We start from the raw sequence: 14539 nt of genomic DNA, 5'->3' as shown, positions 1-14539 counted from the left end.
GACTGTCTATATACGGCTGTTGTGCTTAACATAAACATTGAAAAAACGGAGACAATAGCAATGAATATAGCAGGCGTTTTCACATTACGCATTATGTTTTGACAACTATACAAGTGAGTAAACATACGGAGGTATTCGTAAATGGCAAATGAAGCTGCATCTCGATCAGCTACTTCTTTTACAAAAAAAGTACACGAACATTTTTATAACGAGTTGAACTTTGAAAATAAACAAGATTATGAAGAGGCTAAAAAAGGGTTCATCGCTCCATTAGAAACGAAAGTGTTTAATGATGAAGGTGAAATTGCTTGGGATATCGAACAAATGAAATTTATAGAGCAAGACCCTGCGCCTGAGACAGTGAATCCAAGCTTATGGAGAAATGGACAATTGCAGACGATTACAGGCTTATTTGAAGTCGTTGAGGGTGTTTATCAAGTACGAGGTCAAGGATTAGCCTACACGATTCTGATCGAAGGTAAAACAGGAGTGATTGTGTGTGATACACAATCAACGATAGAATCGGCCAAAGCAGTCATGCAGCTGTATTATAAACATAGACCCAAAAAACCGGTATCCGCCATTATTATTAGCCAAAGCCATATTGATCATTATGGTGGCATCCATGGTATACTGCACTATGCGGAGAACGCAAATATCCCGATTATTGCCCCAGAAAACTTCACCAAAGAAACGATGAGTGAGCAAGTACTATTAGGTACAATCATGAGTCGTCGTGCACAATATCAAGCTGGAGCGATGCTGCCGATTGGTCCAACAGGGCAAATAAACGCTGGCATAGGCCTTGATGTAGGTAGTGGTACGATAAGCTTTAAAGCACCTACAACCGAAGTCCAGGAAAACTTCCTTAAAACAGAAATTGATGGCATCACGTTTCAATTCCAATTGGCTCTAAACACAGAAGCTCCTTCGGAGATGCATTTTTATATTCATGATTATAAGGTCATGTTTGCATCCGAAAATGCCAATAGAACGATGCATCAAATCTATACACTACGAGGTGCAAAGCCACGAGATGCATTAGCATGGGTGCATGCTCTGGATACAACGATTGATTTTTGTGAAAATGTTGAGCTTGAAGCGTTGATTATGATACATGCGTGGCCTGCGTTTGGGAAGGAAAATGCCCTATACCATTTAAAAATGCAGCGTGATATGTACAAATTTATGCATGATCAAACCGTTCGCCTAGCTAATCATGGATATACGATGGATGAAATCGCAGAAGCGATTCAACTTCCTTCTACGTTGAATACGTATTGGGGAAATCGAGGCTATTATGGGACGCTTAAGCACAATGTGAAAGCGATATACAATTTTTACTTAGGGTATTACAGCGGCAATCCATCCGATTTGAATCCGTTACCTCAAGTTGAGTCTGCCCAAAAGTATGTTCAATATATAGGTGGAGCGTCAAAGGTAATCGAACAAGCTAGAGTCGATTATGAAAAAGGAGAGTACCGGTGGGTTGCTCAAATTTTGAAGCATGTCGTTATGTACGAACCAGAGCATGAAGAAGCGAAGCAATTGCTAGCTGATGCCTTTGAACAACTGGGATTCCAAGCAGAATCTGCGATTTGGCGCAATGTATATCTGTCTGGTGCCCACGAACTCAGACATGGCGTCAAATCCGAAACGAAAAATTCATCGAAGATGTTAAACGATGTGCCAGTAGATGACTTCTTCAAGCTGTTGGCGATTAAATTGAATGGGCCAAAGGCGGAGGGGATCACCGTCACGATACATGTGACCTTCACAGATATAACCGAGACGTACACACTGTATGTGGAAAATAGTGTGTTGACATACAAAGCAGCAGCAGTAGACCAACCGGATGCTGCCCTAACTATCGACAAAGCGGCATTTTATAAAATAGGAACGGGTCAACTTACACCAGAACAAGCACTGGCAGATGGTCACTTAGCTATATCGGGTGATTCTGCGAAACTGAATGAATTTTTAGAGCTTTTGGATACGTTCGACATTATGTCCAATATTGTAACTCCTTAGTGTAAAAAATAGTTAGGATAACATAACCACATCATAGGTATAGCTCCAACTGAATATCTAATAAAAAAGCCGCGATCATCGCGGTTTTTTACTATATGATGAGTACTATGTTTCAACAGTAACCAATATGTCTAAGGAAGACAAGATTGAATACGGCAAGTAGTGGACTCGTATAAAAGCAATAAAGGAGTTAAATCATGATCCAATTCCAAAATGTATCCAAGCACTTCGATCAAGGTGCACCTATCGTAAAATCGTTACATTTGACTATTCATAAAGGTGAATTCTTTGTCTTAATTGGCCCAAGTGGCAGCGGGAAAACAACAACTTTGAAAATGATAAATCGACTTATCGATCTATCGGAAGGCACGATTCTTATTCACGGAAAAAAGATCAGTGACTATGATATCCACGAACTACGTTGGAACATCGGCTATGTGCTGCAGCAAATTGCGTTATTTCCTCATATGACTATTGCGGAGAATATCGCCATTGTACCTGAAATGAAAAAATGGACGAAGAATAAAATGGCGGAGCGGGTAGATGAATTACTGACGATGGTAGGCTTGGAGCCCCACATTTATAGAGATAGAAAACCGAGAGAACTGTCTGGCGGGCAACAGCAAAGAGTGGGGGTCATTCGAGCACTTGCAGCAGATCCTGACATCATCATTATGGATGAGCCTTTCAGTGCACTAGATCCGATTAGCAGAGAAAAGCTGCAGGACGATATACTCACATTGCAAAAATCGATTAAGAAAACAATCGTATTTGTAACACATGATATGAAGGAAGCATTAAAGCTGGGGGACCGCATCGCGATCATGAAGGACGGAGAATTGGTGCAAGTGGGAACTCCTGATGAATTAGTTCATCGTCCAGCCAATGACTTTGTGAGCAGCTTTATTGGTAGGACAGATACCAAATTACCTATCACAGATTTTGACCTGACAACACTGATATCCGATTCAACCTCCTTTACAGGGAATTATGAAGGAATGGAAATGCTACATGTAAATAGCACATTGGAACGCACACTAGAGCTGTTATCCCAACAGGAGCAGGTACCCGTCGTAAGAGACGGAGCAATTGTTGGTATATTAGATCGCCAAGCGATGCTGCAGCATTTATCGGCTCATGTGAAAATGAAAGTAGGTAACGTCAAATGAGTACTTTGTGGCAGACCTTTCTCGATCGAAAAGAAGACTTATGGAGCGCATTAATCGAGCATATGACTATCTCATTTGTCTCGTTATTTTTTGCGCTATTGATATCCGTTCCTCTAGGAATATATTTGACACGAAAGAAAAAAGCTGCTGAGATCGTGATTGGAGCAGCTGCAGTATGTCAGACGATCCCTTCTTTAGCTCTACTTGGCCTGCTTATCCCGCTAGTTGGAATTGGAACAGTGCCAGCCATCATTGCGCTCGTTCTTTATGCACTGCTACCCATTCTTAGAAATATATATACAGGGATTACAGAAGTAGATCGCAGTTTGATTGAAGCTGCCAGAGGTCTTGGTATGAACAATCGCAGGCTCTTACTTAAAGTGGAACTTCCTCTTGCGATGCCAGTCATTATGGCGGGTATACGTACAGCGATGGTATTGATTATAGGGACGACGACGATAGCCTCTCTTATCGGAGCAGGTGGGCTTGGGGATTTAATTATCGTTGGAATTGATCGGAACGATACTAGCCTTATTGTCCTTGGTGCAATTCCTGCTGCTGTATTGGCTTTGCTTTTTGATTTTTTATTAAGGAAAATCGAAAAAATTTCATTTAAGAAGTCAATGGTATCGGTTGTTTCTACTGTTGTCGCCGTCTTTCTATTGATTTTTGTATCTCTTGGGTTTCAACCCCAAAAAGATTTAGTTATAGGAGGGAAACTGGGAGCAGAGCCGGAATTATTAATGAATATGTACAAACTTCTTATAGAAGAAAATACGTCGCTTAACGTAGAGCTGAAGCCCAATATGGGCGGAACCTCTTTTGTATATACCGCGCTTACATCTGGCAGTATCGATCTATATCCTGAATTTACGGGGACCGCTATTGTTGATCTTTTGAAAGAGCAACCTGCAAGCACAGACCAAACGAAAGTATTTGAGCAAGCGAGAAATGGGTTGCAGAACAAATTGAATTTACGGATGCTGGAGCCAATGGCTTACAATAATACATACGCGCTTGCTGTTCCTTCAGCTCTGGCAGAGAAATACAATCTTAGCACGATTTCTGACTTAAAAGCAGTCGAACATCTGCTTCAAGCTGGTTTCACACCGGAATTTCCTGAACGGGAAGATGGATATTTAGGTATTCAGAAGTTGTACGGCATTCAATTCGCCAAGATCAACATTATGCAGCCAGCACTAAGATACACAGCCTTGAATGCTGGAAACATTCATGTGATTGATGCCTATTCAACTGATAGTGAACTCCAGCAATATAACCTTACTGTATTAGAGGACGACAAACATCTTTTTCCACCTTATCAAGGAGCACCCTTATTAAAAGCTGATACGTTAGCGAAATATCCCGAGCTGGAAAACGTATTGAACAAGCTTTCCGGCAAAATTACGGATGATGAAATGCGACTCATGAGTTACAACGTAAATGTGGAGAAAAAAGATGCAGCCTCGGTGGCCAAACAATTTTTGAAATCACACCATTTGCTGCCTTAACTAGTATATGAGAAGATCGAAAGTGTCTGCGCAGGTCGCGTTGCAGGCACTTTTCCTGTCATTTTTTACATTTTCGAAAATAGTAACCTTTTGAGGGGGAAAAGGGATGCTGCATGAGCTTGGCATGGGGGATTTGCAATATTGGCATGCATTATCTAAGCTTTCGCAAGGTACTCAGCCACTTCTGCATATCGAAGGATTGGAGTCTTTTCCACATTTCCAAGGTACGCCACCTTCCTTTCATAACTGCAGTATCTCCCTTACGGAACTGGGGCGACAAGTGCTGGAAAGTAAAGTTGACTGGATAGCATTAAATGGTATCGATATGTGGCTTGGCGGCGTGCATGTATTAGGGAAGTCGGTACCTTGGCGTTGGGATGATGAAGCGAATGCTATCGTCAACTGCCGTAAGGATAAGTAACTGTTGAATATGAAGATAATACGCTTGATTTATAAATAAAATAGGATAGTAACCACGCATTGTAAGCATAGAATAAGCTCGCATGTTAAAATACGACAAGTCAACATGCGAGCTGCGTAAGCTTCAAAAGTAAGGAATACGTACTTTAACAAGCTTCCGTTTCAAGCATATTCGCTAGCATTTCTCATTACGCATAGTTTCGCCCAAGTTCATAAGCACGTTCTAGCAAACTTTCAATATGTTCCTTTGACTCGGAGAGGGTGTCGTATAGAAGCTCGACATTGGATTCTTTCACACGAGCATAGCCAGATACAGCTACATTAAGATAGTGCTTTAACATCTCCTCGCGGTTGTATTTGGACATATGCTCTTTATCTCCGCCGGTCAGACAAATCCACAGCACTTTTTTCTCACCTATCTTACCAAACAACCCCATATTCCATATTTTATCCAGATACGCTTTTAACATGGAGGGCACGCTGTACTGCCATAATGGAAATACGTAAACAAGGGTGTCTGCAGCTGCAATCCGATCCATCTCCTTACGAACCTCTGGAGCGTAGATCTTATCTGGCTTTATCCAGTCCTTCTCATCTTCTGCCGTATAAATGGGGTTGAACCCATCACGATGCAAGTCTAATACATCTATCTGGTGGTTATTTTGCTTAAGACCTTCTACAAAGCGATTCATCACAGCATGAGTGAGAGAATTTGTACGAGGATGGGTTACGGTAATAAGAGCTTTCATCGTTCAACAACCTTCCTATTGTAGAATTCCGGTAATTTTTTGAATAACAGCTCAGCATATTGGGTAATGACCGGATATAGCTGCAATTATGGACAATATACAACCAGTTGTGAAGTACGTACTTTGAAGTGCTATAGGTACTCTCAAGTTCCCTAGTGATTAGACGCAGTCCACAGAAACTTTTTTAATCGTTATTTCGTCTATATATATAAGTACATATACAAAAAATATCTTATCAACTCTGGAGGTACGTTATGAAGAGAAAGCTTCTAGGCATGATGGCAGCAGCCCTTGTATGGGGATCTATTTCAGGAGGAACCAATGTACAAGCATCAAGTTTACATACTTCTCCACAAGTGTTCATAGATGGCATATGGCAAAGTGATGTCTTAACATTGGAGGGTCGCACGTTAGTGCAATTGGTGGCATTCAATGATCCGACTTGGACGAACTATTCCTACGATAAACATACGAAAACGATAAGCATTACGAATAAAGCGAAAACAATTGACATCCGGATTACAGCTGGGCAGCAAGAAGCATTGGTTAATGGAACTAAAAAAACGCTGGATGTTCCCGTAACGATTCGCAATGGACGTACCTATGTACCACTTCGTTTTCTGTCAGAACAGCTCGGTGGTAGCGTCTTCTACCATAAGCAGAGCAAAAGTACGGTCGTTCAAACTCCTTCACGCGTCATGCAAATGAAGACGCTAATGGAAGGGGAGTTATCAGATGCACGGCAGATTGCTATTTCGTTACCAGTTATATACGAGAAGGACGCATTAAAGAGAGAAGGGGAAGGGTTCACCAGCCGTTATGTTTTCCCTGAAGGTGAAGCTTTGCGTTTCATTGAAGAGCATAGAGATCTGAGGGAATATATTGAAATCAGTGAACATGGATTTGCTGAAGTAAAGTGGGCAGAAGATAAGTACAACACTCCAGGCGCCAAGAAACGAGAGTGGGGTAAGAAACCTGCAGCGTTTGGAAATTCTATTTACTTTATCGATCAATTGATGCTTGACACGACAGAGTATGGAAAAATTGATAGTGCTGGTGTAGAGTCAAAGCTTGGGCGGATTGATAGAACACAACCTGAAAACAAAAGTAAAGTGATTGTTGCAATTGAAGGTGAGAAGCGTAAGGATGCTCGAAAATAGAGGAGTAATGAAGTGAAACAATTTAAAAAGTCGATTTCCTAGCTAAGGGATCGACTTTTTTGTATTTTTCGTATTGTTTTATATAAAACTTTGAAAGTTACAATTTCGCATAGATGCCCATCAAGGTCTTTAAAGTGTCCCGTGTAGCCCCAATCACTGTGTTATCGAATTCACTACGTAAATAAAGAACCAGCAATTATTTACGTAACTTTCTTATAGGTATTCGTCCAATCCAATGCATTCACTCCAACATACATTGTTTTAGCCTACTTGTAAAAGGAGTGAAATCTATTGGCATTTGTACCATTGCCAGGGCCATCTGGACCGATGATGCCTCCACCGCCAGGTCCAGGACAGGGACCTCAAGGACCCGGTCAACAGGTACCAGCAGCTCCACCTCCACCATTTATTCCTCAAATGTCTCCTCTTGCTATTGATCCCGGAGCCATATCCCGCTGTTTGTTTCGCAATACGTACGTTTGGTTGAGAAATGGGGATAGCTTCTGGTTTTTTCCAACCTTTGTAGGGCGAACTTCAGTATCAGGATTTAGATTTTTCCGCGGAAGATGGATGTTCTTTGGGGTTGATTTGAGACAAATTGTTTCATTTACTTGTTTTTAAAACATTCGAAATGGCTGCCACATCTGCAGGCAGCCATTTGTATTAGATACATATTTAAAAACCACATTTTGGGTAAATATGATAGATAAAGTTTGTATTCCCTTGTATAATGGAACTATCTTTTTGTATGAAGGGACTGAACTATGCGCAGATGGTCAATATTTTATAACCAACTATTTCAACTATAAAATGGAGGTAAAAATATTGATTACTTGGAATACGGAGCTACACACTGAACGCTTGCACATGAGGAAAATGAAGGTGTCGGATTCACCGAGCTTATTTAAAATTTGGTCTGATCCAGATGTCACCGAATTTATGAATGTTAGTAGTTTTACTGAGGAAAGTCAAGCGAAAGATCTAATTAAACTTCTAGATGAACTTTCTCAAGATAACAAAGCCATTCGTTACTCAATTATTGATAAGGTATCGAATGAAATTATAGGTTCTTGTGGCTTCAATTACTTGGATTTTGAACATGCCAAAGCAGAAATCGGTTATGACATTGCTAAAACATCATGGGGTAGAGGATACGCCACGGAGGCGATTCAATCTTTGCTAGATTACGGCTTCTCAACGCTAGAGCTTAATCGAATTGAAGCAAAAGTAGAACCGGAGAATGTTAACTCCGCAAAGGTCTTACGGAAGTTAAACTTCTCATTTGAGGGAACATTAAGACAGTATGAAAAAATAAATGGTGTATTTAATGACCTTACTATGTATTCGAAGCTACGATCTGATGCATAGATGATTAAAAGGTTCAAAGATTAGCATACCTTATAGGAAACGTCCTCTATATTTATTTCGTGGTGCGAATGTGAATTGCACATGAAATCCCCGGGATAAAAAGAAAGAGTATGAATACTTCGCTGCGAAAAAAGATACAACGAATAAAAACGAAAACTTACTTGGAAAGGTAAGGATAAGTCGTACAGAAACCCTGCCTACTTAATGGTGCAGGGTTTCTTTGTATTCGATATATTTCATTCAGCTATTAAAATTATTTGTAACGTGGAGATGAACTAGCATTTTTTTGATAAAGTGTGCAATTGTTCATCTTTTTTGTGAAATTCGTCTCTGTCACCGTATAGCTTTGCAAGTGTATCATAAAAGATAGACAATACATTTCAATAGTAGGAGTCGAATTGCAATGGATGCTAAAGCAAAAAAAATATTGATTAACACGTTCTGGAGCTCTGGCGGATGGAGGTCAGGCGGTTACTCCTATACGGAAGAAGACTTTCAATATGCGAAAAGTAAAGGACTAATGTTCGATCCAATAACGCTATCACATGAGGAATGCGTGCTGGCATTAAGAGAACTGCACGAGCGAAAAATAACAAAAGAAATAGTAGTTCGTGCCTTTCTACACAGTTTATCCACGCGCAAGGTTTATTTACGAAGCGCCCTGTCCAGCTTTGCCTTGACACATCAATTACCGATACATACTTTCGCAGAACGGGCGGCAGAACAAATAAACTACTGTGCTTGTGGCGATTGCAATGACAATAAACTGATGGCGAAGGAACATTATGATGATGAGGATCTGAATGTACTTAATTTTGAGCGAATCAAATGGGGCGGCGTCCGTTTGAACTGGCTGCTCTATTGTATGATGGACTTGAATCTACTTAGTCAGGAAGCGGAGTTTGAGGTTAGAAGCGAAGATATTGATATTCTCAAGCAAATGATCGAAGCCGTAGAGGCATGCGAGGAAAAGGATGCAGCCCGACAGTTGGAGAAGCGCTGGAAAGAAATTTTTCCTAGCAACCAGCATGAACGAGATCGCGTGATGGAAATATGGGGCTACGCTGGTCTGTTACAGTCCCAGAATGATTACCGTAAAGAGCGTGGACGTGGAACTGACTTTGTCTCAATGGCAACCTGGAGAGGCGAGGATCGGTACTGTGCGGATAGGTTGAAAGACTACTTTGGGGAATATTTGTAGTTCCTGAATGTGGAGCTGCAACGGTAAGAGCGCATAACTAAAATAGTAATGAGGGACGAGTACAACTCAAGAGGAGGGTTCCATTGACAACCATAAATGAAATTTTCGCAATCATCCGCACAGACGGCTTCTTTGAAAGTATTTTCGATAAAGAAGTAGATTGGGACGCAGAGTTAGACGCAAGAGATGCTGCTGAATTTGATAGTGTATGGCGTTTGAGTTATGAAAAATTAAATCATCTCGTTCCCGATGAACATGAGATGATTCGAGATATTAGGGAATTTGCGTTTAAGCAAACGTTTCGTATTACGAAAAATCCAGAATTGGCAGGATATACGTCGGATGATTTTGGTCTTATTTCCAAAGCAGTTGATAACAAGATCGATATTCCATTTATTTATGACTTGTGGAAGTCCTATCTTCAAGGAAAATTTCCAAGCTGAACGTAGTTCAGATCAAATACATATACAATTGTTCAAGAAATACTAGATTGATAACGGAGGTCGACTTTTTGTGGATTGGAAAGAAGTCAGCAAGATGAGGGACCTAGAAGAGATTAGCAAAGCTCTAACCAAGCTAAATGTGAATGAACAGGACGAGCGGGGAAGAACGCCTCTCATGCTATTTTTAACCAATCGAATGCCTATCCAAGCGATTGAACTGTTAATCGAACAGGGGGCAGCGCTTGATTTAGAGGATAAGCTTGGAGATACAGCACTTAAAAAGGCAGTTAAATTCAAGCAGACCGATGCGATTCATAAATTAATCGAAGCAGGTGCGGAGCTTAATTCGACGCGTGGTATTTTAGCGACGGCTTGGAATGCAGCACGCAGCGATACCAAAATGGCCGATTTGCTGCTTGAGACGGAGGGGGCGATTCGCCTAACTTTGACGGCACAGGAACAAGAGATCGTAGATGAGATTTTATATGAGGAGTCTCTAAAAAAAGTGTGCGAAAAAATCGGTCGCTTGCATTCCTCGGTTCTGCTGCATGCGATTGTGAATCGGTATAACTGGGATGACGGTCCAGAACCAATGATGTCAGCCTTCGAGAACTCGGCCATTTCCGAGATTACACTGCTTGACATGTACGAGCTGCTAGAAGGTGATTACTGGTTGGAGAAGGACGATTCGGAGCTCAAGGAAACAGTAGCGGGGTTGCGTTGGAAAGAGCTTGCCTTAAGGATAAATGCAAGATTGTCCTAATCTTTACTGCGGGGAGAACCGCGCTGCAAGCAGCACATACAGCAATGTAGAACAATAAAACGGACGGCAGCGCTTTGCACCTATGAAAGGGGAGAAACCGTTGAATCAGGCTGTTGAAGCTTTTTTGGACGATGTATGGCAGGAAGTTATGTCAATCTATGCGAAAGAAAGAAAGAGGATTGATGAATTAAAAGACCGAAGCAGCTTGCAAGCAGGTATTAAGGACTATGTTCGTGTTGCGTGGCGCAAGGGTAAGTTTGCATGGGCGAATGGGAAGATTCATATTGATGTTTATGAACCATTTTCTTGGGGCGACGACTCGTATAAAATCGAAGCTGGCTCCTATATTACGGAGTTAACCGATGAGCTTTTGACGGAACAGTTTTTTCCTGCATTATGCGGACGTATGGAGCAATTATTTCTTTCAGAGGAATGGGGCCCTCGGTTCTTTAATTACAAGTTTGAGGTTGTATTTGAATTCGAGTGGGAGCAGTCGAAGGTCATGCTAACAAAGAAGCTGCTGAATGAACCTAAATGGATTCAACTTCAACAATCTTTGGAGCAATTTATCCAAACGAAGATTTTGTCCGATCCGCCCGTGCTGCCCAAAGAAAAGGATATATTCTTTTTTGCCTATCATTTGGTCAATCCAGATATGATGCAGCAGAAAGTTGAAGAGATTGAGCCTCTGATTCGTCGGCTCTCCGACAAGCTTACGACGAATCAAGAACGTAAACATGATTGGATTACTCAATATACAAGAGCCTTCAGCGAATGGTCTGAGGAGCATTTTTTACCGCAGCATTTTAACCATTCTGAAGATTACGGATCCCATTGGGTCGCGAAGGAACAGGGGGATCATCCTTCTGTGGATGCAGAAGAAATGGAATTCTTTCTATATGCAGCCTTGCAGATTGGCTTTACAGAGCCGGATACTCGGAAGAAGTATCTAGAGTTGGCGGTCATTCTAGGTTCTAAACAAGCAGCGGACTATTTAAAAATAGGCAGTGGAAAATTTGAGAGTACCTATCGAGGAGAACAGATAGAGGCCCGAAACAATGATGTCATGCAGACGATCGACATCCGAATCCTCTCTGAAGAAGAGACGGCTTACAGGGAAGCACTTGATTATATCATCCAACTGTTGCGACAAGATTTCCCGAAAGGCTACCATATAAAGTTAAAAAGTAGTCAAAAACATTTTCTACCGTTGAAAAAACTGGCGAAGTCCAAGCTGCATCAGTTTTTTGCCAATGCGCTCAGCTATCCGAGCCTATTTCCTAAGCTTGCGGAATATGCGGATACCGCGATGGAAGAGTTCGCGTGGTACAACGATGTGGAGCCGGGAGAAAAATCCGTCATGCCGGGCACTTACGCCGTATTTGGCCTCGGATTGTACAGCGAAGCTTATTTTCCATTAGTATGCCGTTATATGGAACTGGTGGATACAGAGCATCAAATGGTGCAGGATAGCTATGCAGAAGCATTTATTGAGGCTCATGGCGTAAAGGCAGAGCATATGCCTGTGATTGTCTCCATTTTGCTAGGAGGCAATGAAGAAGGAAGACAGGTCAAAAATCTGATCATCGATCGTCCTGAGCTTGCCGATGCACTTGTCGAGGCACTAAAGGGTAAAGAAGTCTATGAAGTCGAGCTGGTTGTGTGCCGGATTTTCGGGAGTGTGAAGAAACTGAGCGCAGCAGCCAAGAAAGCAGATTCGCCCCTAAAAGAAAGCTTGGAGGAGCTGTTGGGACAACTTTAAACGTATATCCTTTTAAAAATCATTGATCGGGCATGGATAAGAAAAAATAACACCTATCTTCTTGCAACAGATGGAAGGGAATAGGTGTTATTTCTGTTACGGCTATATTACTCAGATGTCAGAAATTGGTTTTAAACAGTTCGGCTGTGAACCGATCTGTAAAGCGAAGTTGCTCATGATCTTTCACGATTCCTCCTTCTTGTTTTCGCCGATCCAACCATTCGCTAATACTGCTAGGTGCGTAGCCGCTCTGACCAAATTCGCCACCGAAGGCAATCATCTTCTCATAAACAGCAAGGTACTGCTCGCGATTCGTTTCTGGATATGATTTGGTGTACAGCCAAAACTGCACATCATACATTAAATATGATAACTCATTGGCATGAAAGGAAAAATAACCTTTTTCCTCAACAATTTTTGTACAGACTGTGCGAATCTTCATCTCAATCTGATCAACTTCTGTTACTCGAGAGCAAAGTTCCTCCAAATAACGGAGAAAATTTGCCGTGAGCTACTTTGTAAAGTGCTTTTGTCTTGTCCTCTTCAGAAGTATCATATTCTTCTTCGTTCACAAGGCCTAAGCAGGTGTTCTTCGGCACTCCGTCGTTTTCAGTTTCATTAGGGCTATATAAGAAGAGGGGAGCTTGCATCCAAGTTCTTCTTCAATTGAACGGATAAGGTAGTATTCACAGACGATCCTGCTATCAAAAGCAAAAAAAATCATACATTTCCCCAAATCATTAGTTTGTTCCTTCCTAGTTGAGATTTACTGAATGTATCAGTGGAATTTATTGCGTGTATATATCAGAAACAGGTTTAAGCTAAACGAAACCTAGTGAAACATATAAATATATGTACAAAATACTATATTATTTTAACGTGAGAAGTTGACGCAAACATCCCACTATTATACTATAGTATGAATATTCTTTTATTCGGCTCTGAGAATATGTAAACATAATACACATCCGATAGAGAGTTCCATATTATAGATTCAAACACATGATAAAAATTTTGAACATGCAACAGCAGAAATCGGATATGACATTGCTAAAACATTTTGGGGAAGAGGACAGCTATTCGCTCTTTAATAGATAACCGGATTTTCAATTTTAGGGCTTAATCTGATTGAAGCCAATGTAGAGCTGGGGAATGTGAATTCAACCAAAGTATTACAGAAGTTGAACTTTACATTTGAGGGAACACTGAGACAGTATGAAAGAGTAAGTGGAATATTTAGCGACCTTGCTATGAATTCGAAACCACGATCTGATGTATAGAGTTGATAGTAAAAGCGATCTCTTTATTTATTTCGTGGTGCGAATGTGAAGTGCACATGAAATTCCCGGGAGATTCGCACCATTTATTTTCTAGTTATTTACTTTTTTCGTTTCGTGCACACCTTCTTTTTTGGTAATAAATATAATTTTTATTTTAATGTTTCCATCAAAAGGGGAATTAACGTTCTTCTTTTGATGGAAATTCGCTGTGAGTCGCATCCTACATGGATGCGTGGATTGAAACATTGATGGTGTAAACGTCGCGATCAAAGCGCTGAGTCGCATCCTACATGGATGCGTGGATTGAAACCTCTGCCTCCTCAACAAATGCTTTAGAGATGTGGTCGCATCCTACATGGATGCGTGGATTGAAACATCGCCTTACGTTCCGGCGTGTCCTCGCCGTTCGTCGCATCCTACATGGATGCGTGGATTGAAACATATTCTGCCCTCTGGAAGACATGCTCGACTATCCCAGTCGCATCCTACATGGATGCGTGGATTGAAATGTCTTTGAACCATACGTGGATAGTTCCTTTTGCAAACAGTCGCATCCTACAATGATGGTTGAAATAAAAGCGAGAATAGTTGTGTTGATAAAATAAGTTTGAAAAGACGGTACCTTCGCTAAGTCTAGCTTGTATGCTAGAGAGAAGGTCCGTCTTTTTGTTATTCACGTAAA

The 14539-nt window shown here is 41.2% G+C and carries 12 protein-coding genes, 1 pseudogene and 1 CRISPR repeat array; of the genes and pseudogenes, 11 read left to right on the top strand and 2 right to left on the bottom strand.

All coding sequences use genetic code 11. The features are described from left to right. The first annotated feature begins 141 nt into the window (after nt 1-141). The 4 genes from H580_RS0111990 (at nt 142) to H580_RS0111975 (ending at nt 5132) form a co-directional block, all read left to right on the top strand. The gene (locus H580_RS0111990) at nt 142-2031 is read left to right on the top strand and encodes an alkyl/aryl-sulfatase (protein WP_028595005.1); all 1890 of its coding nucleotides are present in this window, start codon (nt 142-144) and stop codon (nt 2029-2031) included. A 197-nt stretch (nt 2032-2228) separates the two neighbouring features. After that, a complete protein-coding gene (locus H580_RS0111985) occupies nt 2229-3200 on the top strand; it encodes an ABC transporter ATP-binding protein (protein ID WP_028595004.1) in 972 nt (323 codons plus the stop codon). Then, nucleotides 3197-4711: an ABC transporter permease/substrate-binding protein gene (locus tag H580_RS0111980; RefSeq protein WP_028595003.1), complete on the top strand. Its 1515-nt coding sequence runs from the start codon at nt 3197-3199 to the stop codon at nt 4709-4711. Before H580_RS0111985 ends, H580_RS0111980 begins: the two co-directional genes overlap by 4 nt. A 106-nt stretch (nt 4712-4817) precedes the next feature. Further along, on the top strand, nt 4818-5132 hold the full coding sequence (locus tag H580_RS0111975; protein ID WP_028595002.1) for a hypothetical protein: 315 nt from the start codon (nt 4818-4820) through the stop codon (nt 5130-5132). A 187-nt stretch (nt 5133-5319) separates the two neighbouring features. On the opposite strand, the gene H580_RS0111970 is transcribed toward H580_RS0111975, so the two are convergent. Further along, on the bottom strand, nt 5320-5880 hold the full coding sequence (locus H580_RS0111970) for an NAD(P)H oxidoreductase (protein WP_028595001.1): 561 nt from the start codon (nt 5878-5880) through the stop codon (nt 5320-5322). A 254-nt stretch (nt 5881-6134) separates the two neighbouring features. Between H580_RS0111970 and H580_RS0111965 the strand changes: the two genes are divergently transcribed. From H580_RS0111965 to H580_RS0111935, 7 genes are all read left to right on the top strand, one after another. Further along, nucleotides 6135-7040: a copper amine oxidase N-terminal domain-containing protein gene (locus tag H580_RS0111965; protein WP_028595000.1), complete on the top strand. Its 906-nt coding sequence runs from the start codon at nt 6135-6137 to the stop codon at nt 7038-7040. A 327-nt stretch (nt 7041-7367) separates the two neighbouring features. Next, nucleotides 7368-7661 carry a transporter gene (locus H580_RS25885; protein WP_245583559.1) on the top strand — a complete coding sequence of 98 codons (294 nt, stop codon included), beginning with the start codon at nt 7368-7370 and terminating at the stop codon, nt 7659-7661. 189 nt (nt 7662-7850) lie between these two features. Next, nucleotides 7851-8408 (top strand): GNAT family N-acetyltransferase, encoded by a 558-nt coding sequence (locus H580_RS0111955; protein WP_028594999.1) that lies wholly within the window; start codon nt 7851-7853, stop codon nt 8406-8408. A gap of 403 nt (nt 8409-8811) precedes the next feature. Beyond that, a complete protein-coding gene (locus H580_RS0111950) occupies nt 8812-9609 on the top strand; it encodes a hypothetical protein (RefSeq protein WP_028594998.1) in 798 nt (265 codons plus the stop codon). Between the two features lie 83 nt (nt 9610-9692). Then, nucleotides 9693-10052, top strand: coding sequence for a hypothetical protein (locus H580_RS0111945; RefSeq protein ID WP_028594997.1), 360 nt, complete (start codon nt 9693-9695; stop codon nt 10050-10052). A gap of 70 nt (nt 10053-10122) precedes the next feature. Beyond that, nucleotides 10123-10815: a DUF4274 domain-containing protein gene (locus H580_RS0111940; protein WP_028594996.1), complete on the top strand. Its 693-nt coding sequence runs from the start codon at nt 10123-10125 to the stop codon at nt 10813-10815. A gap of 100 nt (nt 10816-10915) precedes the next feature. Beyond that, nucleotides 10916-12577 (top strand): DUF6138 family protein, encoded by a 1662-nt coding sequence (locus H580_RS0111935; protein WP_028594995.1) that lies wholly within the window; start codon nt 10916-10918, stop codon nt 12575-12577. Nucleotides 12578-12695: 118 nt separating this feature from the next. Here H580_RS0111935 and H580_RS26660 read toward each other — a convergent pair. Further along, nucleotides 12696-13155: pseudogene (locus tag H580_RS26660) on the bottom strand (glucan biosynthesis protein); the annotation flags it as partial. 914 nt (nt 13156-14069) lie between these two features. Continuing rightward, nucleotides 14070-14366: a CRISPR direct-repeat array (repeat unit 32 nt; unit sequence GTCGCATCCTACATGGATGCGTGGATTGAAAC). Nucleotides 14367-14539 lie beyond the last annotated feature (173 nt).

This window comes from Paenibacillus assamensis DSM 18201, from assembly GCF_000422445.1.
Lineage (GTDB): Bacteria > Bacillota > Bacilli > Paenibacillales > Paenibacillaceae > Paenibacillus_B > Paenibacillus_B assamensis.
Note: the sequence above shows the minus strand (reverse complement) of the source record. Positions and strands in the feature narration are given on the sequence as shown.